Below are 25,843 nucleotides of genomic sequence, written 5' to 3'. Positions count from 1 at the left end.
TGTGATTGCGAGTGCAAATATAAAGCTAGATTTTGTTTTTACAAGCCTTTTTTAGAAAAAAAAGCAAAATATTTTTTACTTCATTGTTTATCAAACTTCTGTAAGTGCAATCGGGAAGTTAGAACCTTCGACCGCTTCCGATTAAAAATCGGAATGCTCTGAACCAGCTGAGCTAATCGCTCTATTCTACTAGGTTGCTATCGTTTGTGATTGCGAGTGGAAATGTACATCTAGATTTGTATTTGCAAGCCTTTTTAGAAAAAAAATGAAATATTTTTTCGTGTTTTTATTTAGAAAGCTATTTTCAAACCTTTAAAAAGTAAAGTTTTTTTACTCTTTTCTTATAATTTCGTTAAAAAGTTAAATTGAGAACTCTAATTCTTAATATTGCTTTGTAGTGATTCGAGTTAGTTATACATTTGTATACCTAAAAATAGTAAATTCTAATGGCACGATTTAAAGAAAATGATTTGCCTAAATCAAAAATAACGGCTACTTCACTTAATAAAGCAAAAACAATTTTTACATACGCAGGACATCACAAATGGAAATTCTTCATTGGTTTGATTTTTCTTTTACTAACTGGTGCCACTGCCCTTGCCTTTCCTAAACTAATGGGAATGCTGGTAGATTGCGTTAAAAACAAAAACGGCGACGAAGCCAATCAAATTGCATTAGGTTTAATCGTTATTCTGTTTTTACAATCTTTCTTTTCATTTTTCAGACTTTCATTATTTGTAAACTTTACCGAAAATACATTGGCCAACTTGCGTTTAGCTTTATACACTAATTTGGTAAAGCTGCCCATGACTTTCTTTTCGCAAAAAAGAGTTGGAGAGTTAAATAGCCGTATTAGTGCCGACATTACACAGATTCAAGATACCTTAACTACAACTATTGCGGAGTTCTTACGTCAGTTTATTCTAATCATAGGCGGAATTATTCTTTTAGCAACAGAAAGTTTCAAATTAACTTTATTAATGCTTTCGGTAGTTCCATTAGTGGCTATTGCAGCGGTTGTTTTTGGGAGATTTATTAGAAAGTATTCAAAAAAAGTTCAGGATCAGGTTGCCGAAAGCCAAGTAATTGTTGAAGAAACGATGCAAGGAATTAGTATTGTGAAAGCTTTTGCTAATGAATGGTATGAAATTGCTCGTTACAAAGGAAAAATTAGCGAAGTAGTGAAATTGGCTATTAAAGGCGGCAAATACCGTGGTTATTTTGCTTCTTTTATCATTTTCTGTCTATTTGGTGCTATCGTAGCTGTAGTTTGGTACGGAGTTCGTTTGAGCATTGCCGGAGAAATGAGTGTTGGACAATTGATTTCATTCGTATTATATTCAACTTTTGTTGGCGCTTCTTTTGGTGGAATTGCCGAATTATATGCGCAGATTCAAAAAGCAATTGGTGCTACAGAACGCGTTTTTGAATTATTAGACGAAAGTCCTGAGAAAATCAATTCAGATTTAAATAAAAATCAAGAGAAAATTAAAGGAAATGTTGCATTCAAAAATGTGGCATTTAGCTATCCTACACGTCAGGAAATCCAAGTTCTGAAAGATGTAAATTTTTCGGCAGAATTTGGTCAGAAAATAGCAATTGTTGGACCTAGTGGTGCCGGAAAATCGACTATTTCTTCTCTTTTGCTTCGCTTCTACGATATTACTTCTGGGGAAATTAGTGTTGATGGAAAAAACATCTACGATTATGACTTAGAAAATCTTCGCGGCAATATGAGTATTGTGCCTCAGGATGTGATTTTGTTTGGAGGAACAATTAGAGAAAACATTGCGTACGGAAAACCTGATGCGACTGATGAAGAAATTATTCAAGCGGCAAAACAAGCCAATGCTTTCAATTTTGTGGATAGTTTTCCTGAGAAATTCGAAACTTTGGTTGGAGAACGCGGAGTTAAACTTTCTGGAGGACAGCGTCAGCGTATTGCGATTGCAAGAGCATTGCTTAAAAATCCGAGCATTTTGATTTTAGACGAAGCTACATCATCTTTAGACAGCGAAAGTGAAAAACTGGTTCAGGAAGCTTTAGAAGTATTGATGGAAGGAAGAACAAGCATTATTATTGCTCACAGGCTTTCAACAATCAGAAATGCTGATAAAATCTTAGTTTTAGATAACGGAAAAATCTCTGAAGAAGGAACACACCAAGAATTAATAAACTTAGAAAACGGAATTTATAAGAATTTAAGCAACTTGCAGTTTAGTAACTCTTAAAAGAAAATTTCAATTTTTAAAATTTCAAATTCCAAGTTAAAGTGATAGTTCAAACCCGACAGGGTTTAATTTTCAGCAACAAAAAAAACTCCAATCTAAAAAGATTGGAGTTTTTTTATATCTGTAAACTGAGACAGAAAACGGAAAACTAAAATTATTTCCCTTTTCTGCGTTTACGTTCAGCTTTAATCATAGATAATTCGCGGCTTGTTTGACCTGCTACAGAAGTATTTTCTTCAGCACGACGAATTAAGTATGGCATAACATCTTTTACAGGTCCAAATGGCAAATATTTAGCAACATTATAACCGTTTTCAGCCAAGTTGTAGCTGATATTGTCACTCATACCGTATAATTGTCCGAACCAGATTCTAGGATCATTTTTAGCGATTCCTTTCTGAGCCATCATTTCCATTAATTTGTATGAGCTTAATTCGTTATGAGTTCCTGCAAAAATGGCCATTTTATCAATATGCTCTAACATATATTGTACAGCACTATCGTAGTTTACGTCTGTAGCTTCTTTAGATACGCAGATTGGAGAAACATAACCTTTTTCTTCCGCTCTTTTGTTCTCTTTTTCCATATAAGCGCCACGAACCAATTTCATTCCGATATAGAAACCTTCAGCTTTAGCAACTTCATGAAGTTTTTTCAAATAATCTAAACGATCCCAGCGGTACATCTGCAAAGTGTTAAATACAATTGCTTTTTCTTTATTGTATTTACGCATCATATCAGTTACCAAATCATCGGCAGCGTCCTGCATCCAGCTTTCTTCACCATCAATCAATAATGCAACATCTTTCTTGTGCGCTTCACTGCATATTTTGTCAAAACGAGCTACTACTCTATCCCATTCAGCCTGCTCTGCTGGAGTTAAAGTTTTTTTCTCACCCAATTTTTCATACAATTCAAAACGTCCTAAACCTGTTGGTTTGAAAACAGCAAATGGAATTGCTAAACGCTCTTTAGCAAAATCTACTGTTCTTAAAGTCATTTCCAATGCGGCATCAAACTGCTCCTCTTCTTCTTTTCCTTCAACCGAATAATCCAAAACAGAAGAAACTCCCTTTGTAAACATTTTGTCTACTACAGTAAGACAGTCGTTTTCGTTTACACCACCACAAAAATGGTCAAAAACAGTTGCTCTAATTAATCCTTCTACTGGTAAATGAGCTTTAATTGCAAAATTAGTTACAGCAGTACCTATTCTTACTAAAGGTTCGCTGTCAATCATTTTGAAAAGAAAATAAGCTCTATCAAGTTCAGTGTCACTCTTTAGTGAAAATGCAACCTGTGTATTATCGAATATCTTTTCCATTAAAATTTATTTTTTATGCAAATATAGAGAGTGTTTTGAATATTTTTCACTAAACGATATCATATTTTTTAATATTGTTAACGAGGACACCGCAAATATTAATTTATGAAGTAAATGTTTATTTGTTGTAAAATTTTATCTTAATTTTAAAGATGCAAACCCGTATTTTAAACAAAATAGCCAGAAAGTTTGAATATTATTACGTTTAAAATGCCTTATTTTGCGCTTTCAATTAACTAAAGAATTATGCAATCTATTCAAGCCAATAATTATTTCGTACATTTTAATGAGAATGCTTACGTAGCTTTAAATAAACACTTAAGAGAAAGTAAATATTCTAACATATTTATAATTGTTGATGATCAGACCAATGAGTATTGTTTATCTAAATTTATTCCGCTTTTAGAAACCGATTTAGCGATTGAAATAATTGAGTTTGAAGCTGGAGAGGCAAATAAAAATATAGAAACTTGTATTGAGATCTGGAATATTTTGACAGAGCTTGGAGCAGACAGAAAATCACTTATCATTAATTTAGGTGGCGGAGTTGTGACCGATTTAGGAGGTTTTGTTGCTTCTACGTTCAAAAGAGGCGTAGATTTTATCAATATTCCTACTACTCTATTATCTATGGTTGATGCTTCTGTTGGAGGAAAAACAGGAGTTGACTTAGGAAATCTTAAGAATCAAATTGGAGTTATCAATGTGCCTCAAATGGTGTTAATTGATACACAATATTTAGAAACTTTACCGCAAAGCGAAATGCGTTCTGGTTTGGCAGAAATGCTAAAACACGGTTTAATATATGATGCTCCGTACTGGAGACAGTTTTCAGATTTGAAATCAATTGTTTTTGATGAATTAGATCAACTGATTTATCGTTCTGTCGAAATTAAGAATGAAATTGTTATTCAGGACCCAACGGAGAAAAATATTCGCAAGGCCTTGAATTTTGGGCATACTTTAGGGCATGCAATCGAAGGGTATTTCTTGGAAAGTGAAAATAAAACAACTTTATTGCACGGAGAGGCAATTGCGGTTGGAATGATCTTAGAAAGTTATATTTCGCTTCAAAAAGGATTAATTTCTGCAGAAGAATACCGTGAAATTAAAACTGTAATAAAAGATATTTATGATGATGTAATTTTTGAGGAAATTGACATTGATCCAATCTTAGAATTGTTAATTCACGACAAAAAAAATGAATACGGTTTAATTCAATTTGCATTAATTGAAGGAATCGGAAAAATAAAAATTAACCAATCCGTTGAAAATAAATTGATTCTAGAAGCGTTTGAGGATTATAAATCTTAAACTTTTTTTAATCAAAAGCATTGCATTTGGTATATATTATTTTTTACATTTGCGCCATGAAAACAAACAACCAGCAGAGGCACTTCAGCTCTTACAGAAACAGACTCAACAGTTCTTTATTAAGGATGTTGGATCGTTTCTATAATAGTAAAAGTCCTTTCTGTTTTGATGTATTCCAATGTACAAAAGCGGAGCATGAAAAACTGCCTATTATATTTGCCAATATTAGAGTTTGAATTTAAGATTAAGTCCCAAAAAACCTAAAATTAAATTATAATTACAATCTCTAACATTGACAAATAAATGAATACAAAATATTCTGATCTAATAAACCAAACATACTACTTTCCACAAGAGGAATTTAAACTAAACAAAGACAACCTATTGTTTCATAATATCGATTTGATGAAATTGGTTGAGCAATATGGAACGCCATTAAAGTTTACTTACCTTCCTCAGATTTCTGAAAACATCAATAAAGCGAAAGCGTGGTTCAGAAAATCGATGGAAAAGAATAAATACGACGCAAAATACTACTATTGTTATTGTACAAAAAGCTCTCATTTTGAATATATTATGAATGAAGCTTTTAAGAATAACATTCACATCGAAACTTCATCTGCTTTTGATGTTAATATTGTGGAGAATTTATTAGAAAACGGTAAAATCAACAAAAGCACGTATGTAATCTGTAACGGTTTTAAAAGAGACGAATACATTACTAACATTGCAAGATTAATCAATAACGGACATAAAAATACTATTCCTATTATTGATAATTATGAAGAGTTAGATTTGCTTCAGGCAGAAATTAAAGGGAAATTCAAAATCGGAATTCGTATTGCTGCTGAAGAAGAGCCTAAATTTGAGTTTTATACTTCAAGATTAGGTATTGGTTACAAAAACATAGTTTCGTTCTATAAAAAACAAATTCAGGAGAATGATAAATTAGAGCTGAAAATGCTTCACTTCTTTATCAATACCGGAATTAACGATACTTCATACTATTGGAATGAGCTTGTAAAATGTATCAAAGTGTACATTGCTCTTAAAAAAGAATGTCCGACACTAGACGGACTAAACATTGGCGGTGGTTTCCCTATCAAAAACTCACTTGCTTTTGAGTATGATTATCAATATATGATTGATGAAATTATCAATCAGATTAAAATTGCTTGTGATGAAGCCGAAGTTGATGTTCCAAATATTTTTACGGAATTTGGATCGTTTACTGTAGGTGAAAGCGGTGGTGCAATCTATCAGATTTTGTATCAAAAACAACAAAATGATAGAGAAAAATGGAATATGATCGATTCATCTTTCATTACCACTTTACCAGATACTTGGGCTATAAATAAACGTTTTATCATGCTGGCTATTAACCGTTGGAATGATACTTACGAGCGGGTTCTGCTAGGAGGTCTTACTTGTGATAGTGACGACTATTACAATTCTGAACAAAACATGAACGCCATTTATTTGCCTAAATACAACAAAGAAAAGCCTTTATATATTGGTTTCTTTAATACTGGCGCTTATCAAGAAACAATTGGAGGATACGGCGGTCTGCACCACTGTTTGATTCCGCAGCCAAAACATATTTTAATTGATCGTGATGAAAATGGAATTCTAGCAACCGAAGTGTTCTCAGAACAACAGACTTCAGACGATGTTTTAAAGATTTTAGGCTACAAAAAAAAGGTGTAAAAAAAACGGCAAATTAAGTTATAATTTTTCTTAAAAAATTCTTAATTTGCATTAACATCCAAAAAGGTTAAACTTTTTAATTCAAAAAAAAAAACAAAAAAATGAAAGGACCAATCAGTCAGTTTATTGAAAAACATTATTTGCATTTTAACTCTGCTTCGTTAGTAGATGCTGCAAAAGCATACGAACAGCAATTAGCTGATGGTGCAAAGATGCTGGTAAGTATGGCTGGCGCAATGAGTACAGCAGAAATTGGTAAAATTTTTGCCGAAGTAATCAGACAAGACAAAGTGCATATTATTTCATGTACTGGAGCAAACTTAGAAGAAGATATCATGAATTTAGTAGCTCATTCTCACTACGAGAGAGTTCCTAATTACCGTGATTTGACACCAGAAGACGAATGGGCTTTATTAGAAAGAGGATTAAACCGTGTTACAGACACTTGTATTCCTGAGCATGAAGCTTTCCGTCGTTTACAAAAACACATTTACAAAATTTGGAAAGAGGCAGACGATAAAGGTGAGCGCTACTTCCCACATGAATTTATGTATAAAATGTTGTTGTCTGGCGTTTTAGAAGAATATTACGAAATTGATCTAAAAGATAGCTGGATGTATGCAGCTGCAGAGAAAAATTTACCAATTATCGTTCCAGGATGGGAAGATAGTACAATGGGGAATATCTTTGCTTCATACGTAATTAAAGGAGATTTAAAAGCGTCTACTATGAAATCTGGTATTGAATACATGACTTTCCTTGCGGATTGGTATTCAAAAAACAGTTCAAACGGAATTGGATTCTTCCAAATCGGTGGTGGTATCGCGGGTGATTTCCCTATCTGTGTAGTGCCAATGCTATATCAAGATATGGAAATGCATGATGTGCCATTTTGGAGCTATTTCTGCCAAATCTCAGATTCAACAACTAGTTATGGTTCTTACTCTGGAGCAGTTCCAAATGAAAAAATCACTTGGGGTAAATTAGACATCAAAACCCCAAAATTTATTATTGAATCGGATGCTACAATTGTTGCTCCGTTAATTTTTGCATACTTATTAGATTTATAAGATAATTTATGAAAAGAGTTATAGTAGACTACGCCAAACTTACCAACGAAATTTTAAATCTTTTGGTTGAAAAGTTTCCTGATGGTTATGATGATTCGGATGTAATCCGTTTTAGAAATGCTAAAAACGAATTGGTTGAAGCTGTTGAAGTTCGTACTGAAGATACAATTTACTTAGTAAAAATTAGTACTAAACTTGCTGATAGAATTGAAAACTACGATGAAGATGACGATTTAGATGTTGATGTAGATGCAATTGCGCCAGTTAAAGGTATAGATCTTGATGATGATATTAGTGACGATGATGATGACGATGATAATCTTGACAAACCAGATACCGATGGTGGCGACGATGATGACGATGATGATGACGACAAAGCTGATACTGACTATGATGAAGAAGACGAAGATGATGAAGATTAATTCATTTTCTTTCTAATAAAAAAAAGGAACTCTGTTTGGAGTTCCTTTTTTTATAACAAGAGAATTGCAAATTACTAAACTTATATTTTTGTTTTTATAGGATTATTTTTACATTTAAATCTCAAACAAAAAAAGTACATGCCTATGACTTCAGAAATTTTACACGCTACATTAAAAGAGAACTTTGGTTTCGAAAAATTCAGACCCAATCAAGAAACTATAATTAATACCATCTTATCTGGACAAGATGCATTGGCAATTATGCCAACAGGCGGAGGAAAATCAATTTGTTTTCAGCTTCCTGCTTTAATTTTACCAGGAATCACTATTGTGATATCGCCACTGATTGCTTTAATGAAGGATCAGGTTGATAGTTTGAAAACAAACGGAATTTCTGCTTGTTATATTAATAGTACACAATCATCGCAAGAACAGCAATATTATATCGACAACTTAAAATCAAATCACTTTAAGTTAGTTTATGTCGCACCAGAAAGTCTTTCTTATTTAGATATGGCTTTTAGCGAATTGAATATTAGTCTAATAGCAATTGATGAAGCGCACTGTATCTCGTCTTGGGGACATGATTTCAGACCGGCTTATACAAATTTAGGATACCTAAAAAGTCGCTTCCCTTCTACTCCAATCTTGGCATTGACAGCTACAGCTGATAAAGCGACTCGAACAGATATATCCAAACAATTGAATCTTAAGAATCCGAAAACATTCATAGCTTCTTTTGATCGTAAAAATCTAAGTCTTGAAGTTCGTCCAGCTTTGGATCGGGTGAAACAAATAATTGATTTTATTGAAAACAAGCCTAACGAATCGGGAATTATTTATTGTTTGAGCCGTAAAGCAACAGAAGAGCTTGCTGAAAAATTACGAAAAAATGGAATTGAAGCGAAAGCATATCATGCTGGTTTAGATAATGAAACGCGAGCAAAAACTCAGGATCAATTTATAAATGATGATTGTCAGGTGGTTTGTGCAACGATTGCTTTTGGAATGGGAATTGACAAATCAAATGTTCGCTGGGTAATTCATTACAATCTTCCAAAAAATATAGAAGGATATTATCAGGAAATTGGACGTGCCGGACGTGACGGTCTTCCTGCCGAAACCGTTTTGTTTGAGAGTTATGCAGATGTGATTCAATTGCAAAAATTTGCATCAGAAGGGTTGAATTCTGATATTCAGCTTGCAAAATTAGACCGTATGAAACAATACGCAGATGCTGTAAGCTGCCGTAGAAAAATTCTACTGTCTTATTTTGGCGAATTGGTTACTGAGAATTGCGGAAACTGCGATATTTGTAAAAATCCGCCAACTTTTTTCGATGGGACGATTCTCGCGCAAAAAGCTTTGTCTGCTATTGTACGTTTAAAAGAATCTGAGCCTTTGGCTGTAATTGTGGATTTTTTGAGAGGCTCGAGAAACGCGTATATCTACGAAAAAAATTATCAAGAGCTGAAAACGTACGGAATTGGCGCTGATGTTTCTTGGTACGATTGGAATCAATACCTAATTCAACTGATTAATTTAGGCTATTGCGAAATTGCCTTTCATCAGCATAATAAAATTCTTCTTACTCCTTTTGCAAAAAAAGTTTTATTTGAAGGCGAAAAAGTAAAACTTACTACAGTTGTTAAGAAAACAATTGATAAAAGCGAAGCTAAAGAGGCAAAACCAAAAGCATCTAAAAATTCTCTGTTTGAGACACTTCGCAAATTACGTTTTGAAATTGCGCAGGAAGAAGAAGTTCCTGCTTATGTGATTTTTAGTGATGCATCCCTACGCCAAATGGAAATCTTAAGACCAATGAGCGACGAAGAATTTCTTGCTGTTGAAGGTGTTGGAAAAGCAAAACTAGAAAAATACGGAGCAGATTTTATCAAAGCCATTATTGAATTTGAAAGAAATAAGTCTGTTGTCAAAAAAGAGAAAAAAGACAATACTTATAAAAAAACGCTGGAATTATTTCAAAATGGAGTTTCAGTAGAAGAAATAGCAGAACAGCGAGATTTGAATCCAACAACAATTATTTCGCATTTAGCAAAATTATACGTTGATGGCCATGATTTAGATCTAAGTCAGTTTGTCTCTGAAGATGAAATTCTTCAAATAGAAAAAGCTCAAACAGAATTGGAAAATCCAAATGCATTAAGACCTTACTTCGATTATTTTGAAGAAAAAATGTCTTATGATAAAATTCGATTTGGTTTGGCTTTTTTGGAGAGAAAAAAGAATAATAAAATTAAAGAGAAAGCATATTCTGTTGACGAAATACGTTTAGTTCATGCTGAAGCTTATAAAAAATGGGATGCAGAAGAAGATCTAAAACTTACGAAACTTTTTAATGAAGGAAAAAGTATTAAAGAAATTGCTGATTTATTAGGAAGAAATAATGGAGCAATTACTTCACGATTAAAAAAACTTGATTTAAAATAATTTGGCTAAAACCTGTCGGGTTTACAAAATGTAAAATCAATAAAAAATCCCAAACTCCAACGATATGGATTTTGGGATTTTAAATTTTTAAATATTTATTTTTTACAAATACCTCTCTTCAAAAACTTTATGATGGTGTTTCTGATGTCCAATCATGACAAAACCCAAAGCACGAACGGAAATCTGATTTCCTGAAGCAGTTCCAATTCGCTTTAGCTGTTCTTCAGATAAACTTTTGTAAAACAATAAAGTTGAATGTCTTACAGCTGAAAATTCAGTAAGCAAATCTTGAATGCTTCTGCTATTTGAATCTGTATTGTCTGCATAATCATTTTCTTCAAAACTTGGCAAAGGCGTTTTATCATTTCTTGAAAAACGTAAAGCGCGATAGGCAAAAATTCGTTCTGTATCAATAACATGCTGAATAATATCTTTTATCGTCCATTTTCCTTCTGCATATCGATAATCAAATTTATCCATTGGAATATTTTGCACAAATCGGATAAACTCGTGAAGCGAAATTTCTAAATCTTCAATCAAAATTCCATCTCCAGCCGCTTTGATATAAGTACCAAAATGACCTGAATATTCATTCTCTAATAATTCTGCTGCTTTCATTTTTATATTTTAAGCTGAGTTTCTACTTGCGTTCGTATTACCAAATAATGATCTTGTTACGATTTTCTCATAAACTTTAACCAATTCTTCGTTTGGAGTTTCTGCTTTGTTTAATTCGTTGATTCTCAATAAAGCATATTGCTGAATAGTTAATAACGGTAAAACAATGCGCTCTCTAATCTGAATTGAAGCAATACCATCAGGATAATTTTCCATCAATGTTTTATGCCCAGCAATTTTCAATAAAAGGCGTTTTGTTTCTGAGAATTCATCATAGATAATCTGCCAGAATTCACCAAACTCAGGATCATTTTTCATATAAGCTGTCAATGGTAAAAATGATTTTGCTAATGACATCATACTATTTTCAAGCAATGTTTTGAAAAATAAAGAATTATGATACAAATCACTTACTTTATTCCATTGTCCAGTTTCCTCAAAATGTTTTAAAGCAGAACCCACTCCAAAGAATCCTGGAACGTTTTGCTTTAACTGGCTCCATGAACCCACAAATGGAATTGCTCTTAAATCAGCAAAATCCAATGACTCAGATTTGCTTCTTTTTGAAGGACGGCTTCCAATATTAGTTTTTGAGTAATATTTCAGAGTACTCATTTTTTCTAAGTACGGAATAAACTTCGGATGATTTTTGAAGCTTAAATATTTATCATAACCCAAATTAGCCAAATCAGTTAAGATTTGAGTTTCTTCTGCTGTCAATTCATTTTTCTCTTTACTAAATACTTGGTTTGTAACACCAGCACTCAATAAGTTTTCAATATTATAACGGCAAGAATCTAAAGTTCCAAAATTAGAGCTGATCGTTTGACCTTGAACTGTAATTTGAATTTCATTGTTTTCAATTTTTGGACCAAGAGAAGCGTAAAATTTATGTGTTTTTCCACCGCCACGCGCTGGAGGTCCGCCACGTCCATCAAAAAAAATCGCTTTAATTCCGTATTCTCTAGAAATTTTGGTCAACGAAATTTTAGCTTGATAAATGCTCCAGTTAGCCATTAAATACCCGCCATCTTTTGTTCCATCAGAGAATCCAAGCATAATAGTTTGTTTATTCCCTCTCGATTTCAGATGTTTCGCATATTCTGGATTGGTGTACAATTGCTCCATAATAGTATGCGCATTTTGCAAATCGTCTACAGACTCAAAAAGCGGAATAATATCTACAGTTGGTTTTTCCCAATCATTCAAACGAATCATGGCAAAAGTCTCCATAACATTCAGGGCACTTTCGTTATTACTAATGATATAACGGTTTGCTCCTTCTTCTCCATTATTTTGCTGAATTGTTTTAATAGCCTGAACAGATTCTAAAGTATATCTAGTAATTTCATTTTCAAAATCCGCTGGATTAAGTTTTCCTTTAACTTTCGATAAAACATTGATTTTTTGATCTTCCGTCAATTCGAAATAATTTTTAGGAAAAATATCTGAGCCAGAATTCAAATAATAATTGACAACATCTTTGAAAACTGCATTATGAATTTTACTATTCTGACGAATATCTAAAGTCGCAAAATGGAATCCGAACAAATTTATTTTTACCAAAAGCGCATCTAATTCGTCCAAATATAAAGATTGATGTTTCTCAATAATTATAGCTCTAATTTTATTCAGTTGTGTTAGTAATTCATCTAAAGTGATAAAAATATCTCCTTTAGAATAAAATACAGAACGGTAAAGTTTATGTTCAAGTTCTGCTACTAAATCATCTACTCCTGAGAAAGTTAGCTTGCGCTTTAGATTTCTCATTTCTACATAATAACACTTTAAAATTGAGGTACGTAAACGATCTGCCACTTTAAGTGTAATATCTGTAGTAACGAAAGGATTTCCATCACGGTCACCTCCTGGCCAGAAACCAAGTTTGATTAATTGGTTATGAATTGGATTTCCTTCTAAAATATTTTTTTGCAGGTAATGCACAATTTCTCCTGCAGTTGCATAAAATACATTTTCAAGGTACCAAATTAAACTTACCGCCTCATCGTAAGGATTTGGTTTTTCTTTTTGAATGAAAGGAGTTTTTCCAAGCTGAGCTAGTAATTGTTTAATTTTCAGCAAATCATTTTGACGAATTGCTTCTGTCAAATCATTTATAATTCCTAAAACTGGACCAGGATAAAACTGAGTTGGATGCGCTGTTAAAACGGTACGAACATTAAAACTTTCTAGAAATTCGCTTAATTCTTCATCCTTTTCTTTAGCGTCCGATTTTTCTTTGATGTCGCGAAGAGACCCGCGTCCCTCCATGTTGTTAACTTCTGGAAAAGCTGCGTCTTCAATAGCATCAAACAATACAATCTGGCGTTCAATATATTGAATAAATCGAAACATAAGATCGATTTTTTCCTCTTCAGAAGCGTTATTCAAATATTTATTTGAGAAGAAATCAACAATTTCTTTTGGTGTTTCTTGTTTTTTAAAGCCCGTTTCGCAAGTTTCTGTAAATAAAGGAAGTAAAACTCCAGTATTATCTATAGAATCAAAGGGTAATGTTATAAAAACACTATTATAAATGTGGTATTTTGAGAGAACGTCTTGATTAAAACGCTCAATTTTTGGCAACGTATACATAATCGTGTTATAGTTGGTTGGTTAATTAGTCATAAAAAAACCCCAAGAATAAACTTGAGGTATATTTTAATATAGCATTCAAGAAAAGTTCTTACATATTTTTGAAAATAGTATGCATCAAACGCTTCTTATCGTTTATACTTTCCTCTAATGAAATCATTGTTTCTGTTCTGTAAACACCATCAATATCGTCAATCATAAAGATAACTTCTTTCGCGTGCTTAGTGTCTTTTGCTCTAATTTTGCAAAAGATGTTGAATTTTCCTGTAGTTACAGAAGCTACAGTTACGAATGGAATTTGATTGATTCTTTCTAATACAAATTTAGTTTGAGATGTATTATTAAGAAAAACCCCTACATAAGCAATAAATGAATAACCTAATTTATCGTAATCTAAGGCTAATGAAGATCCCATGATGATACCGGCATCTTCCATCTTTTTAACTCTAACGTGTACTGTACCAGCAGATATCAAAAGTTTTTTTGCAATGTCAGTAAACGGAACTCTCGTATTGTCTATTAACATATCTAAAATCTGGTGATCTACTTCATCTAAACGAAATTTACTCATAATTGTTTAATTAATATTACTAATTGCTATTACAAAGTATAAAATTATATATAAAAAACAACAAATTCACATAAAAATTAACTTTTTATTAATCCGTTAACAAATTTAACATTTTTATTTAAATAAAAATTTGCTTTCTGACCCGTTTTTGGAAAGTTTTGAAAATCGTCCGAATATTCTGCTCCTTTTGCGTCGTATTCATAATGACCAAAATAATTTTCCAATTCGCCTACTTCAACTATGTAAGCGTTAAAATGAATCTTATTTTCGATTAATTCTTCTTTGTATTGTGCGACAAAATTCGTAATAATTTCGATACCATCATAATTTATTTTGACATTTTTATACATAAAATCATAAAAAACCACATTATTTTGTGAAATATTCAAATATTCGGAAAATCTATTGTCAACTAAATCGTTTTCGCATATCAGTTTGAAGCTTAAAATTAACGAGAAAAATATGAACTTCCTCGTGATTTCTCGCTCATAATCCTTTGGAAAATGTCCTGCCTCAAATAATATGGTCGGCACGCCTAAAAACTGGAAAGTGTCTCCTATACAATTAATATTGAAGGAGTCATCAAAACGTCCAACTTGTCCAGGAATATATTTTTGCAGTTCTTCATTGATTCCTGCAATTATATTAATGGCTTTTAATCTATTATCGTTTACATCTCTTTCGTCGTTATAAGATGGGGCTAAAAAAGATACTGTTGCAGGTTTTCCTGTTGTTCCTGCTCCAAATATGGTACGCTGATCGTGAAGATTAAAGCAGAAATCAGGTTTAAATTCTTCAAAAATCTGGCGTAACACTTTACTCTCAGGTTGAGTCAAATCTTGCGAATCACGATTTAAGTCAATTTCGTTTGCGTTTGCTCTAGTATAAAGTCTTGCTCCATCCGGATTAAGCATTGGAATGCAGTAAAATGTGAACGTATTCAGCATTTGTTTAGCAAAATCGGTATCGTCATTCAGTAAATTAATGAAATCAAATAAAGCTTTTGTAGTTGTACTTTCATTTCCGTGCATTTGCGACCATAGGTATGCTCGCGTTTTACCCGTTCCAATTTGGTAGCTATATATAGGTTCTCCTAAAACAGATGTGCCAATAATCTGTACTTGACCATTTGTATTTAACTTATCTAAAAGTGGTTTAATATGATCTAAAGTTAGATATCTGCCAGATATGGACTGTTCCTTGTATTGTGTAAAAAGCTGTTCTAAATTCATTGTATTTCGATTAGTTTACAAAAGTAAACATCTTTATTATTACAATTGTAAACTGATTAAAAAAATAATAATTTAGAATTGTAAACAGTTTTTGAAGAGTTTTAACATTAATCTTTATAACTTGCTTCAATTGATATTTTTACATTATAGATAAACACTTAAATAAATAAATTTCAGTTAGTTGCAATTATCTATCTAAATTTTAAATTTAACATAAAAATGAACTCTAATTAAAATTACAACAATGATATCCAAATACTCTTTCTTTTTGTTTACATTTGTAAATGGAAGAATTTAAAGCACGAATTTACAATGGTAAACATAGATGATTTTGTAAAAAGACTTGAATCTGTATTGGAATATTATGGTTTAAACGCATCTGCTTTTGCCGATAAAATTGGTGTGCAACGTTCTAGCATGTCTCATCTTTTATCAGGAAGAAATAAGCCAAGTTTAGATTTTGTAATGAAAATTCTAGAAGTTTTTCCAGATGTAGATTTATATTGGATTTTGATAGGGAGAGGAACTTTCCCTAAAAGTAATAGTGAAGAAGCTGTTGAAACTCAAAAATCATCTTCTCCTATTCTATCGAATCAGAATGTGGAAAATGATTTATTTTCAGGTATAGAAATAAATTCTGAAGAAGAAAAAAGAGAAACCAAAAAATCTCCTGTTCTAAACAACGAAAATTTCAATTTGGAAGATGGTGAAATTGAAAAAATCGTCTTATTCTATAAAAACGGCACATTTAAGGCCTATTCTCCATAATGCAAAAATTAGCGTGTATTTGAATCTTTGTCAAGAAATTTTTCAAATACGCGATTCTCACGAGTTTAGAAAAATTCTCAAAAATTACAGTTTGATGCCATTTTCAGGAATTTTACCTTCAACTCCTTCATAATGCTTTTTCAAAATTTCAAAATCGGCTTCGTAATTTCCAGTCGGATAAAATGGTTTGCCAATATTGACTTCTTTTTTATCCCAATCAAAAGCAACGGGAACAATTGGCACATTCGCTTTAAGCGCGATAAAATAAAATCCTGTTTTTATTTCGTTAACTTTTTTTCTGGTTCCTTCTGGAGCGACAGCCAAACGGAAGATTTCTTTTCTATCAAAAATAGAAGCAATCGCATCCACTTTATTCAATCCTCCAGTACGATCTAGCGGCTCTCCGCCGACATTTCTAAAATAAAAACCAAAGGGGAATTTAAATAACTCCTTCTTTGCTACAAAATTCATCTGCAATCCAGATATGCCACGAGTTAATAGACCTATATAAAAGTCATGATTACTGGTATGAGGCATTACTACTAATACACATTTTTTTATTTCAGCATTTTCCATTCCCACTATCTTCCAGCCCATTAGCTTGTAAAAGATGAATTTGTATAATAGTTTTTTCATGAAAGATTTAATATTTGGTGCAAAATAAAAGATTTAATGGTAAATTTGAGTAAAAGCATAAAAAATGATTCGAAAATTTTTCAGTTATATAATTCCAATAAAAATATTTAAGAAAAAATCAGCCAGAAGCAAAATGATCGAAGTTACATGGGCAAATGGCGAATTAGTATTAGATACTGAAAACACAAATTATTCATACGGAAGTCTACAACGTATATTAAGGTATGGACTTCGAAATATTGGTTACGATAAAATCTTAGAAATGGAACATATTCTGCTATTGGGAGTTGCCGGTGGAAGTGTGGTTAAAACTTTAGTAGACGAGATTGCATACAAAGAAAAAATTACAGGAGTTGAAATCGATCCTGATATGATTCAGATTGCCAATGAGTATTTTAATCTTAATCAAATTAAGCAGTTAGAAGTTGTTATTGATGACGCATTTGAATTTGTGCTCAAGACAAAAGACAAATACGATCTCATTATTATAGACATTTTTGAAGATACGCATATGCCGAATTTTTTGTTTGAAAAGTTTTTTGTTGATAGAGTTTGTACCATTTTAAAAGATAATGGTTTTGTTTTGTTCAATACCATGATATTGGACGAAGCTCACAATGTTAGAAACAGAAAATATGTTGCCGAAGTAAATCCGAAAATGTTTAAAGCAAAAATGCTGCCTCGCATAGAAGTACATAACGAATTAATAATTATAAATAAAGTAGCTTAATTTTATGAAACCCCTTGCCTCAATCTTAAACGCCTTACCACCTACTAAAGTTATTGATACCTCAATCAATCTTTCTGAATATGTACCTTTAAATTTATCGGTTTCGAATCAAGAACTGGTAAATCAGAAATTAGATACTTCAGAAGATTTTGAAAAATATATTTCAAGTTTCTTAAAAGAAAACAACGCCAAAGTTGCATTTGGAGGTTATATAGAAGGGAGATTTCTATATCAAAGAAGTCCCATTTTTTTAGATGCCTCAAAACCCGAACGCAATATTCACATCGGATTAGATTTGTGGGCAGAAGCTGGAACTGCTGTACTTGCAGCCCTTGACGGTACAGTGCATAGTTTTAAAAATAATATTGGTTTGGGCGACTATGGCCCTACTATTATATTGGAACATGAAGTAGAAAATGAAAAATTTTATACTTTATACGGACATTTGTCGTTAGAAAGTATAGAGAATTTAAATGTCGGAGACAATTTTAAGAAAGGCGAAAAAATTGCAACCTTAGGAAGAGCCTCTGTAAATGGCGATTATGCACCTCATGTCCATTTTCAGATTATCCACAACATTGGAGATTATTGGGGAGACTATCCTGGAGTCTGCAACACAAAAGACCTAAACTTCTATATCGAAAATTGTCCCGATCCTAACTTATTATTAAAAATTACTTAAATAGTTATGAAGAAAGCAGGATTGATTATATGTTTGTTGTTATTAATTGGATGTAAATCTAAAACCGTTAGCAGAGATACTGAAGATTTAAAAATTAAAAAAGTTTCTACAGCAGAAGTAAATGCAAATCAGCAGCGAAAAGCCTATGATTTAGGGAAGAGAGTTTTAGAAACTTGTAATACTTCAAAATTTAAACCTTTTAATGAAACGGAAGTAACTAAATCGGTTATGGAAAACACAACAGAAGAGCGTTTAACCAAAACCTGCCAAAGATTTAGACAATACTACGGAAGTTTTATAGATTTAAAATTAGATGGAGTTTACAAAACCAAACATGAAGTCATTTACCGCTATCATGCTTTGTACACCAAAAAAGTTGCCAATAAAGAATTGCGCATCTTTGTAAATGAAGACAATCTCATTTCTGCCATAAAATCTATGGATTGGGATGAAAAATTTGATGCCAAGTTAGCCGATCAATAAATTATAATACTTATGAATTTTAAACTACCGCTTCTTCTTTTATTATTTATTTCAACATTTGCTTCTGCACAGCAAACTATGAGCGTAAAAGGCTCTGCGCCATATCCCGCAACACAAGAATATACATTTATCTGCGAAAAATATGCGTATTCTGGTGAGATAAATGTACAGATAGCTAAAACAGCAAAAGGCGGTATTTTAAAACTAACCATTTCTACGGCGAGCGACAAAGCAAAAATTGCTGGAGGCGTTTACGTTGATTTGACAAATGCCGATGTCATTGCTTGCACAGATAAAAATGTAAAAGAATCGGCAGACGGCAAAACAACTGCTTACTATTATTTTACACCCGCAGAATGGCTGAAGCTTAAAAAGACAGATATTTATGCGATAAGATTCATCATTGCAGGCGGACCAGATATCTCAGGAAATCTAACTGGGCATTTTACAGCTTATAGCAAAGTGAAATATTTCTCTACAGCGTTTGATAAATCTAAAAAAACATTTGATACAGCTAAAGAAATTAGTGATTTATAGTGATTTTTTAATATAATAAATCTTATATTTAACATAAATATTTTTTTATGAACTCAAATGAAGCCTTGATTACAAAATTTTATACCGCTTTCGCGAATGCCGACGCTAAAACCATGAGCGAATGCTATCATCCGAAAGTTCATTTTATAGATCCAGCTTTTGGTTTGTTAAAAGAAGAACAGGTTTCTAAAATGTGGGAAATGCTGTTGTTAAAAAGTAAAGGCAACTTAAAAATTGAATTTTCAAATGTTAAGGCAGACGACACAACAGGTTCTGCAAATTGGATTGCTACTTACAATTTTAGCAAAACAAACAGAAAAGTCATTAATAAAATTTCAGCCGAATTTATCTTTCAAGACGGCTTAATTATCAAACATACCGATAATTTTGATGTCTGGAAATGGTCTAAACAAGCCTTTGGACTTACCGGTTATTTATTAGGCTGGACTGGTTTTTTCCAGAAAAAAGTACAATCGCAAGCTCTTTCTGCGCTGAAACAATTTCAAAAGATTTAATTTCCTTTTAAAAAATTAAAAAAACAAACTCGACAGGTTTTTAAACCTGTCGAGTTTATAACTTTGCGACCTCAATAACCACACAGATAATCAAGAAAGCTTAAAAAAAATCTTTGCGCTCTTTGCGTTAAAAAACTAGCCACAGATTATAAAGATTAAAAGGATTTAATAAAATCTGCGCTAATCAGTATAATCTGTGGCTAAAAAATCTTTATTGACTTTTTTAGTAAAATCTAAGATTTAAACCAGCTTTCAACCAATTCGTCTTCAAACGAAGTAGCGTCTTTATGAATAAACTCATTTCGATTTTTATCATAAGAATAATCCAAAGCCCAAGTTTTATGATTGGCCGCTAATTCTTTTATGCTCTTGCAAACAAAAGCAATTTCTTCATCGGTTGTAGTTGGGTGAATTGACATTCTAATCCATCCTGGTTTTTTGATCAAATCACCAATAGTAATTTCGTTGACCAATTTATTTGAAGTTTCCTGATCAACATGCAATAAGTAATGGCCATAAGTTCCTGCACAACTACATCCTCCTCTAGTTTGGATTCCAAAACGGTCGTTTAAGATTTTAACCCCTAAATTAAAATGAAGATCATCAATGAAAAATGAAATTACCCCAAGACGTTCTTTGTGTTGTCCAGCTAAAATTTTGATATTCGAAACTGGTTCCAATTCAGAGAAAACATAATCGACAATTTCATGTTCACGCTCCATAATGTTTTCAATTCCCATTTCCTCTTTTAGCTCAATTGCCAACGCAGTTTTGATGACTTGAAGAAAACCAGGTGTTCCGCCATCTTCACGATCTTCAATATTATCAATATATTTATGCTCTCCCCACGGATTTGTCCAGCTTACTGTTCCTCCGCCTGGACAATCAGGAATCATGTTATTGTATAATTTTTTATTGAAAATTAAAACGCCTGAAGTTCCAGGACCGCCAAGGAATTTATGAGGTGACATAAAAATGGCGTCCAAATAAGCTTCTGGATCAGCTGGGTGCATATCAATTTCCACATAAGGACCAGAACAAGCGAAATCAACAAAACAGACACCATTATATTGATGCATTAACTTTGCCGCTTCGTGAAAAGGAGTTCTTAAACCCGTAACATTCGAACAGGCAGTAATAGAAGCAATTTTGATAGTTCTATCTTTATATTTTTCTAGTAAAGCTTCAAGATTCTCTAAATTAAAAAGACCTTTTTCGCAAGACGGAATAATCTCAACATCTGCAATAGTTTCCAACCATGAAGTTTGGTTAGAATGGTGTTCCATATGAGAAATAAAAACAATAGGTTTTTTTTCTGCAGGAACATTGGTAAAACTCTTTAAATTCTCAGGAACTTTCAAACCTAAAATACGCTGAAATTTATTGATAACTCCAGTCATTCCAGTTCCATCCGTAATTAAAACATCATCGTTGTTTGCATTGGCATGACGCTTAATAATATGTCTGGCATGATGATATGCTTTTGTCATAGCAGTACCAGATACAGTAGTTTCGGTATGAGTATTAGCGACAAAAGGACCAAACTGATTTAATAGTTTTTCTTCAATCGGACGATATAGTCTTCCGCTGGCAGTCCAATCTGTGTAAATTATTGATTTTCTGCCATAAGGCGAAGTAAATTCTTGATTTATACCGACAATATTCTTTCTAAATTCCTGAAAATAAGTTTCCAGTGTCATGGTACTATTTTTGCTATTCATTAGTTGTGCCTTGTGTTTGACTGCAAATATATATAGTTTTTTATAAAATTGCGAATTTATCAATAGTAAACTTCAAACACTATATTACCGTTTAGTATTTTTAGTTAAAACAACTTTTTTTTAATAAATTATCATAATATCCTATCGAATTAATAGGCATTAAACTTTAAAGAAAGTATTATTTATGGGAAATTTATCAGTAGCTACCTTTGGTGGCGGATGTTTTTGGTGTATAGAAGCTGTAATCCAGCGATTAAAAGGTGTAGAATCAATAAAATCGGGTTATTCAGACGGATTTATAAAGAATCCTGCTTATCGTGAAGTGTGTACAGGAAGAACTGGACACGCCGAAGTGATTCAAGTGACTTTCAACCCTGACATAATTTCATATCATGACTTAATTTTCATTTTCATGACAAGTCATGATCCAACAACTTTAAATCGCCAAGGAGGCGATAGCGGAACACAATATCGTTCCATAATTTTATATCACGATGATACGCAAAAAGAAATTGCAGAAAAAGTTTTAGAAGAAGTGCAACCTGCTTATGCAGATCCAATTGTAACGCAATTAAAACCTTTTGAAGTTTTTTACGAAGCCGAAGATTATCATCAAAACTATTATAATGAAAATCAAGAAGCTGGATATTGCCAAGTGGTAATTGATCCAAAAATTCAAAAGCTTAAAAAAATGTACGCTAATATGCTAATTGGCTAATTTTTAAGTTTGTCACAGATTAAATTTTTTTTTGTTTGCCACGAATTGCACAAAATTCCACTAATTTTTGGATTTAGTTGAAAAAACATTCGTGAAAATTTGTGCAATTCGTGGCAAATAGATAACACAGAAAATCTTTTTAATCTTTGTAATCTGTGGCATATAGAAAGAAAACAAAATGAAAAATCTAAAAATAAATAATCGATTTACTGCCGAATTACCAGCAGATCCTGACTTGACAAATGAAATTCGTCAGGTAAAAAATACGCTGTTTTCGTACGTAAATCCGACACAGCCTTCAAATCCAAAATTGATTCACGCTTCTGAAGAAGTTGCTGAATTAGTTGGTATTTCTAAAGATGAAATTCAATCAGAAGAGTTTTTAAATGTTTTTTCTGGAAAAGAGATTCTTCCGGAAACTAAGCCGTATGCCATGTGTTATGCAGGGCATCAATTTGGAAATTGGGCAGGACAATTGGGCGATGGCCGTGCTATCAATTTAACAGAAGTTGAAAATAACAATAGGTTTTATACTCTGCAATTAAAAGGCGCTGGAAAAACTCCTTATTCAAGAACTGCAGATGGTTTGGCTGTTTTACGTTCTTCGATAAGAGAGTATTTATGTGCCGAGGCAATGCATTATTTGGGAGTTCCCACTACTCGATCGCTTTCACTTGTTCTATCTGGAGATCAGGTTTTAAGGGATATTTTGTATAACGGAAACCCAGCTTATGAAAAAGGTGCAGTAGTTTGCCGAGTAGCTCCTTCTTTTATTCGTTTTGGAAGTTACGAAATGTTAACAGCCAGAAATGAGTTGAAAAACTTAAAGCAATTTGTAGAATTTACAATCAAACATTATTTCCCTGAAATCACAGGAGAACCAAAAGAGCAATATTTGAAATTCTTCCAAAAAGTGGCTGATACAACGCGTGAAATGATCTTACACTGGCAACGTGTTGGATTTGTTCATGGTGTAATGAATACTGATAATATGTCGATTCATGGAATTACGATCGATTATGGCCCATATGGTTGGTTGGAAAATTATGACCCTGACTGGACTCCAAACACAACAGACAGTCAAAACAGAAGATATCGTTTCGGAAATCAGCCTCATGTTGCTCAATGGAATCTGTTTCAATTGGCAAATGCTATTTATCCATTAATTAATGAAGCTGAGCCTTTAGAAAAAATCCTAGACACATTTATAACTGACTTTGAAAAGGATTACAAAACAATGTTTTTGAGTAAACTAGGAATATTTACTTCAAGCGAAGCTGACGATAAAATTATTAAAGGTTTAGAAGAAATTTTACAGTTATCAGAAACGGATATGACTATCTTTTTTAGAAATCTGAGCAAGATTAAAAAAGATGATTCTGTAGAACAAGCATTCGAAAAAATAGAATATGCTTTTTATATTCCAGAAGAAATAAAAGAAAATATTCTAGATGCTTGGCAAAAATGGTTTACTGTATATCTGAAAAGATTAAATGCAGAAGAACTTTCGGATGATGAACGTTCAGAAAAAATGAACCAGATTAATCCAAAATATGTACTGCGAAATTATATGGCACAATTAGCAATTGATGCTGCAGATAAAGAGGATTATTCTTTGGTTGATGAATTGTTTCAGCTTTTGAAAAATCCGTATGACGAACAACCTGAATCTGAAAAATGGTTTGCAAAACGTCCAGATTGGGCTAGAACTAAGGTTGGCTGTTCTATGTTGTCTTGTAGTTCATAAAAGTTTTTTTTGTCACGAATTACACGAATTTACGCTAATTTCTTTTTATAAAGTAAAAACTAAACTTATAAAATTTGTGCAAATTCGTGCAATTCGTGGCAAACTTTTTACTTTGAGCTTATAAAATCTACAATCATATTAGCATGAACTCTCGAGTTTTCTATAAACCATTTATGAGTCTGCATTCCGCCACAAACTACTCCGGCAAGAAATAAACCTTCTACATTAGTTTCCATCGTTTCTGGGTTATAAACAGGGATTTTCAGTTCGTCATTAGAAAGCTGAATTCCGATTTTTTCGAGAAAATTCAAATCCGGTTTGTAGCCCGTTAGCGCCAAAACAAAATCATTTTCAATTGTAACTTTTCCGTTTGGTGTTTGAATTTCTACTTCATTTTCACGGATTTCGGTAATATTAGATTCAAAATAAGCTTTAATGCTTCCTTCGGCAATTCGATTTTCGATATCAGGTTTTACCCAATACTTTACGCGGTTATTAATTTCGTTTTTACGAATAACCATTGTCACTTCTGCTCCTTTTCTCCAACATTCCAAAGCAGCATCTACCGAAGAATTATTGGCTCCGACAACCAAAACTTTTCTAAACGCATATTCGTGTGCTTCTTTATAATAATGGCGGACTTTTGGAAGATTTTCTCCTGAAACATTCATTTCAATCGGAATATCATAAAAGCCAGTTGCTATTATAACATTCTTAGATTCGTAATTACGTTTATCGGTCGTTATATTGAAAATGCCTTGACTTTTCAATATATCAGTTACTTTTTCAAATAAATTAATATTGAATTTGAAATAGCGGTGAATATTTCTATAATATTCCAAAGCTTCTTGTCGTCCTGGTTTTGGTGCCAGACAATTGAACGGAATGCCGCCAATTTCTAATCTTTCTGCGGTAGAGAAAAAGGTCATGTAAAGCGGATAGTTAAAAATACTATTAACGATCGCGCCCTTTTCTATAATTACATATTTTAAATTTTTCTTTTCTGCTTCTATTGCACAGGCAAGCCCAATCGGTCCGCCTCCTACAATAACAAGGTCATATATTGATTCTGTCATTTTACTTTTGCCAGTCTTTATAAGGATTTTTGCTTAAATAAGCGTTGTAATATCTTTCGTCGTTTGTAACTTCTTCTCCAAGCCATTCTGGTTTTTCAAAAACTTCATCCTCAGAATTTAGTTCAATTTCAGCCATTACTAAGCCTTCATTTTCTCCATAAAATTCATCGACTTCAATTACATGTTCTCCAGATTGTATTTCGTAGCGTGTTTTTTCAATTTTGCCTTTTTCGCATAATTTTAATAATTCCTGAGCTTCATCAAGCGGAATTTCATTTTCCCATTCAAAACGAGACATACCGCCGCTATGGCTTATTCCCTTTATGGTTATAAAGCCTTTGTGTCCTTTAATTCTAACCCTAACCGTTCGCTCGGGAGCAGAACTCAAATAGCCTTGAGCAATTTTATTCTGAGTAAAAGCTTTATTCTTGTATGCGTCAGATTTTACAAGAAACTTTCTTTCTATTTCAACCATTTTAATTCTAGATTATTTTTATGCAAGTTACTCATTTTAATCAAGCCCTTGAACTTATAAAAAATGAAAAATATGTTAATTGATGCTTTTTGTCATATTGAAATAAGCATCAAAATAACTGATTGTTAACATCTTGCAATTATTATTTTAAGTAATTTTGATAGAATTCATTCCTCGTCAAACAACTAGTTATCAGTCTAAAATAATCTTTTACATAACT

The 25,843-nt window shown here is 32.6% G+C and carries 23 protein-coding genes; 14 read left to right on the top strand and 9 right to left on the bottom strand.

Annotated features, from left to right (window positions below; all coding sequences use genetic code 11):
- Positions 1-446 precede the first annotated feature (446 nt).
- Positions 447-2,231, top strand: a complete 1,785-nt coding sequence (locus FF52_RS21740; RefSeq protein ID WP_008469001.1) for an ABC transporter ATP-binding protein — start codon at positions 447-449, stop codon at positions 2,229-2,231.
- A 154-nt stretch (positions 2,232-2,385) separates the two neighbouring features.
- On the opposite strand, the gene FF52_RS21735 is transcribed toward FF52_RS21740, so the two are convergent.
- Positions 2,386-3,555, bottom strand: a complete 1,170-nt coding sequence (locus tag FF52_RS21735; protein WP_008468999.1) for a proline dehydrogenase family protein — start codon at positions 3,553-3,555, stop codon at positions 2,386-2,388.
- Positions 3,556-3,801: 246 nt separating this feature from the next.
- On the opposite strand from FF52_RS21735, the gene aroB reads away from it, so the two are divergent.
- The 5 genes from aroB (at position 3,802) to recQ (ending at position 10,519) form a co-directional block, all read left to right on the top strand.
- Positions 3,802-4,869, top strand: a complete 1,068-nt coding sequence (gene aroB, locus FF52_RS21730; RefSeq protein ID WP_008468997.1) for a 3-dehydroquinate synthase — start codon at positions 3,802-3,804, stop codon at positions 4,867-4,869.
- Positions 4,870-5,172: 303 nt separating this feature from the next.
- Complete coding sequence (locus tag FF52_RS21725) at positions 5,173-6,576, top strand: decarboxylase (protein ID WP_008468995.1); 1,404 nt, start codon at positions 5,173-5,175, stop codon at positions 6,574-6,576.
- Between the two features lie 101 nt (positions 6,577-6,677).
- Positions 6,678-7,646 carry a deoxyhypusine synthase family protein gene (locus tag FF52_RS21720; protein WP_008468994.1) on the top strand — a complete coding sequence of 323 codons (969 nt, stop codon included), beginning with the start codon at positions 6,678-6,680 and terminating at the stop codon, positions 7,644-7,646.
- Between the two features lie 8 nt (positions 7,647-7,654).
- Positions 7,655-8,068 (top strand): hypothetical protein, encoded by a 414-nt coding sequence (locus FF52_RS21715; protein ID WP_008468993.1) that lies wholly within the window; start codon positions 7,655-7,657, stop codon positions 8,066-8,068.
- A gap of 144 nt (positions 8,069-8,212) precedes the next feature.
- Positions 8,213-10,519, top strand: coding sequence for a DNA helicase RecQ (gene recQ, locus FF52_RS21710; protein WP_008468992.1), 2,307 nt, complete (start codon positions 8,213-8,215; stop codon positions 10,517-10,519).
- Between the two features lie 102 nt (positions 10,520-10,621).
- Here the strand turns inward: recQ and FF52_RS21705 are convergent, their stop codons facing one another.
- The 4 genes from FF52_RS21705 to FF52_RS21690 form a co-directional block, all read right to left on the bottom strand.
- Positions 10,622-11,137: a DinB family protein gene (locus FF52_RS21705; RefSeq protein ID WP_008468991.1), complete on the bottom strand. Its 516-nt coding sequence runs from the start codon at positions 11,135-11,137 to the stop codon at positions 10,622-10,624.
- Positions 11,138-11,146: 9 nt separating this feature from the next.
- On the bottom strand, positions 11,147-13,732 hold the full coding sequence (locus tag FF52_RS21700; protein WP_008468990.1) for a phosphoenolpyruvate carboxylase: 2,586 nt from the start codon (positions 13,730-13,732) through the stop codon (positions 11,147-11,149).
- A gap of 91 nt (positions 13,733-13,823) precedes the next feature.
- Positions 13,824-14,303: an Lrp/AsnC family transcriptional regulator gene (locus tag FF52_RS21695; protein ID WP_008468989.1), complete on the bottom strand. Its 480-nt coding sequence runs from the start codon at positions 14,301-14,303 to the stop codon at positions 13,824-13,826.
- A gap of 77 nt (positions 14,304-14,380) precedes the next feature.
- The gene (locus tag FF52_RS21690) at positions 14,381-15,535 is read right to left on the bottom strand and encodes a M14 metallopeptidase family protein (protein WP_008468983.1); all 1,155 of its coding nucleotides are present in this window, start codon (positions 15,533-15,535) and stop codon (positions 14,381-14,383) included.
- A 312-nt stretch (positions 15,536-15,847) separates the two neighbouring features.
- Here FF52_RS21690 and FF52_RS21685 point away from each other — a divergent pair, with 312 nt between their 5' ends.
- A complete protein-coding gene (locus FF52_RS21685; RefSeq protein WP_008468981.1) occupies positions 15,848-16,303 on the top strand; it encodes a helix-turn-helix domain-containing protein in 456 nt (151 codons plus the stop codon).
- 84 nt (positions 16,304-16,387) lie between these two features.
- Here the strand turns inward: FF52_RS21685 and FF52_RS21680 are convergent, their stop codons facing one another.
- On the bottom strand, positions 16,388-16,939 hold the full coding sequence (locus FF52_RS21680; RefSeq protein ID WP_035692161.1) for a 1-acyl-sn-glycerol-3-phosphate acyltransferase: 552 nt from the start codon (positions 16,937-16,939) through the stop codon (positions 16,388-16,390).
- A gap of 64 nt (positions 16,940-17,003) precedes the next feature.
- On the opposite strand from FF52_RS21680, the gene FF52_RS21675 reads away from it, so the two are divergent.
- From FF52_RS21675 to FF52_RS21655, 5 genes are read left to right on the top strand one after another with little or no spacing between them, the layout of a single operon-like run.
- Positions 17,004-17,669 (top strand): spermidine synthase, encoded by a 666-nt coding sequence (locus tag FF52_RS21675; protein ID WP_008468979.1) that lies wholly within the window; start codon positions 17,004-17,006, stop codon positions 17,667-17,669.
- Between the two features lie 4 nt (positions 17,670-17,673).
- The gene (locus FF52_RS21670) at positions 17,674-18,351 is read left to right on the top strand and encodes a peptidoglycan DD-metalloendopeptidase family protein (RefSeq protein WP_008468978.1); all 678 of its coding nucleotides are present in this window, start codon (positions 17,674-17,676) and stop codon (positions 18,349-18,351) included.
- 6 nt (positions 18,352-18,357) lie between these two features.
- Positions 18,358-18,834 (top strand): hypothetical protein, encoded by a 477-nt coding sequence (locus FF52_RS21665; protein WP_008468977.1) that lies wholly within the window; start codon positions 18,358-18,360, stop codon positions 18,832-18,834.
- Positions 18,835-18,846: 12 nt separating this feature from the next.
- Positions 18,847-19,371 carry a hypothetical protein gene (locus tag FF52_RS21660; RefSeq protein WP_008468976.1) on the top strand — a complete coding sequence of 175 codons (525 nt, stop codon included), beginning with the start codon at positions 18,847-18,849 and terminating at the stop codon, positions 19,369-19,371.
- A 47-nt stretch (positions 19,372-19,418) separates the two neighbouring features.
- On the top strand, positions 19,419-19,886 hold the full coding sequence (locus FF52_RS21655; RefSeq protein ID WP_008468974.1) for a nuclear transport factor 2 family protein: 468 nt from the start codon (positions 19,419-19,421) through the stop codon (positions 19,884-19,886).
- Between the two features lie 233 nt (positions 19,887-20,119).
- Here the strand turns inward: FF52_RS21655 and FF52_RS21650 are convergent, their stop codons facing one another.
- Positions 20,120-21,607: an aminotransferase class V-fold PLP-dependent enzyme gene (locus tag FF52_RS21650; protein ID WP_035692158.1), complete on the bottom strand. Its 1,488-nt coding sequence runs from the start codon at positions 21,605-21,607 to the stop codon at positions 20,120-20,122.
- Positions 21,608-21,791: 184 nt separating this feature from the next.
- Here FF52_RS21650 and msrA point away from each other — a divergent pair, with 184 nt between their 5' ends.
- Both msrA and FF52_RS21640 read left to right on the top strand, forming a co-directional pair.
- The gene (msrA, locus tag FF52_RS21645) at positions 21,792-22,325 is read left to right on the top strand and encodes a peptide-methionine (S)-S-oxide reductase MsrA (protein ID WP_008468972.1); all 534 of its coding nucleotides are present in this window, start codon (positions 21,792-21,794) and stop codon (positions 22,323-22,325) included.
- A gap of 178 nt (positions 22,326-22,503) precedes the next feature.
- Positions 22,504-24,072, top strand: a complete 1,569-nt coding sequence (locus FF52_RS21640) for a protein adenylyltransferase SelO (protein ID WP_008468971.1) — start codon at positions 22,504-22,506, stop codon at positions 24,070-24,072.
- Positions 24,073-24,179: 107 nt separating this feature from the next.
- Here FF52_RS21640 and FF52_RS21635 read toward each other — a convergent pair whose 3' ends face one another.
- Both FF52_RS21635 and FF52_RS21630 read right to left on the bottom strand, forming a co-directional pair.
- The gene (locus FF52_RS21635; protein WP_008468970.1) at positions 24,180-25,148 is read right to left on the bottom strand and encodes a YpdA family putative bacillithiol disulfide reductase; all 969 of its coding nucleotides are present in this window, start codon (positions 25,146-25,148) and stop codon (positions 24,180-24,182) included.
- Between the two features lies 1 nt (position 25,149).
- Positions 25,150-25,623, bottom strand: a complete 474-nt coding sequence (locus tag FF52_RS21630) for a CYTH domain-containing protein (RefSeq protein WP_008468969.1) — start codon at positions 25,621-25,623, stop codon at positions 25,150-25,152.
- Positions 25,624-25,843 lie beyond the last annotated feature (220 nt).

It is taken from the genome of Flavobacterium sp. F52, from assembly GCF_000278705.1.
In the GTDB taxonomy this organism is placed as follows: Bacteria; Bacteroidota; Bacteroidia; order Flavobacteriales; family Flavobacteriaceae; genus Flavobacterium; species Flavobacterium anhuiense.
This window is presented reverse-complemented; position numbering and strand designations above follow the sequence as displayed.

Bases quoted from the DNA above. Each gene is read 5' to 3' on its own strand.
- FF52_RS21740 (WP_008469001.1), top strand. From the start codon at position 447: ATGGCACGATTTAAAGAAAATGATTTGCCTAAATCAAAAATAACGGCT.
- FF52_RS21735 (WP_008468999.1), bottom strand. From the start codon at position 3,555: ATGGAAAAGATATTCGATAATACACAGGTTGCATTTTCACTAAAGAGT.
- aroB (WP_008468997.1), top strand. From the start codon at position 3,802: ATGCAATCTATTCAAGCCAATAATTATTTCGTACATTTTAATGAGAAT.
- FF52_RS21725 (WP_008468995.1), top strand. From the start codon at position 5,173: ATGAATACAAAATATTCTGATCTAATAAACCAAACATACTACTTTCCA.
- FF52_RS21720 (WP_008468994.1), top strand. From the start codon at position 6,678: ATGAAAGGACCAATCAGTCAGTTTATTGAAAAACATTATTTGCATTTT.
- FF52_RS21715 (WP_008468993.1), top strand. From the start codon at position 7,655: ATGAAAAGAGTTATAGTAGACTACGCCAAACTTACCAACGAAATTTTA.
- recQ (WP_008468992.1), top strand. From the start codon at position 8,213: ATGACTTCAGAAATTTTACACGCTACATTAAAAGAGAACTTTGGTTTC.
- FF52_RS21705 (WP_008468991.1), bottom strand. From the start codon at position 11,137: ATGAAAGCAGCAGAATTATTAGAGAATGAATATTCAGGTCATTTTGGT.
- FF52_RS21700 (WP_008468990.1), bottom strand. From the start codon at position 13,732: ATGTATACGTTGCCAAAAATTGAGCGTTTTAATCAAGACGTTCTCTCA.
- FF52_RS21695 (WP_008468989.1), bottom strand. From the start codon at position 14,303: ATGAGTAAATTTCGTTTAGATGAAGTAGATCACCAGATTTTAGATATG.
- FF52_RS21690 (WP_008468983.1), bottom strand. From the start codon at position 15,535: ATGAATTTAGAACAGCTTTTTACACAATACAAGGAACAGTCCATATCT.
- FF52_RS21685 (WP_008468981.1), top strand. From the start codon at position 15,848: ATGGTAAACATAGATGATTTTGTAAAAAGACTTGAATCTGTATTGGAA.
- FF52_RS21680 (WP_035692161.1), bottom strand. From the start codon at position 16,939: ATGAAAAAACTATTATACAAATTCATCTTTTACAAGCTAATGGGCTGG.
- FF52_RS21675 (WP_008468979.1), top strand. From the start codon at position 17,004: ATGATTCGAAAATTTTTCAGTTATATAATTCCAATAAAAATATTTAAG.
- FF52_RS21670 (WP_008468978.1), top strand. From the start codon at position 17,674: ATGAAACCCCTTGCCTCAATCTTAAACGCCTTACCACCTACTAAAGTT.
- FF52_RS21665 (WP_008468977.1), top strand. From the start codon at position 18,358: ATGAAGAAAGCAGGATTGATTATATGTTTGTTGTTATTAATTGGATGT.
- FF52_RS21660 (WP_008468976.1), top strand. From the start codon at position 18,847: ATGAATTTTAAACTACCGCTTCTTCTTTTATTATTTATTTCAACATTT.
- FF52_RS21655 (WP_008468974.1), top strand. From the start codon at position 19,419: ATGAACTCAAATGAAGCCTTGATTACAAAATTTTATACCGCTTTCGCG.
- FF52_RS21650 (WP_035692158.1), bottom strand. From the start codon at position 21,607: ATGAATAGCAAAAATAGTACCATGACACTGGAAACTTATTTTCAGGAA.
- msrA (WP_008468972.1), top strand. From the start codon at position 21,792: ATGGGAAATTTATCAGTAGCTACCTTTGGTGGCGGATGTTTTTGGTGT.
- FF52_RS21640 (WP_008468971.1), top strand. From the start codon at position 22,504: ATGAAAAATCTAAAAATAAATAATCGATTTACTGCCGAATTACCAGCA.
- FF52_RS21635 (WP_008468970.1), bottom strand. From the start codon at position 25,148: ATGACAGAATCAATATATGACCTTGTTATTGTAGGAGGCGGACCGATT.
- FF52_RS21630 (WP_008468969.1), bottom strand. From the start codon at position 25,623: ATGGTTGAAATAGAAAGAAAGTTTCTTGTAAAATCTGACGCATACAAG.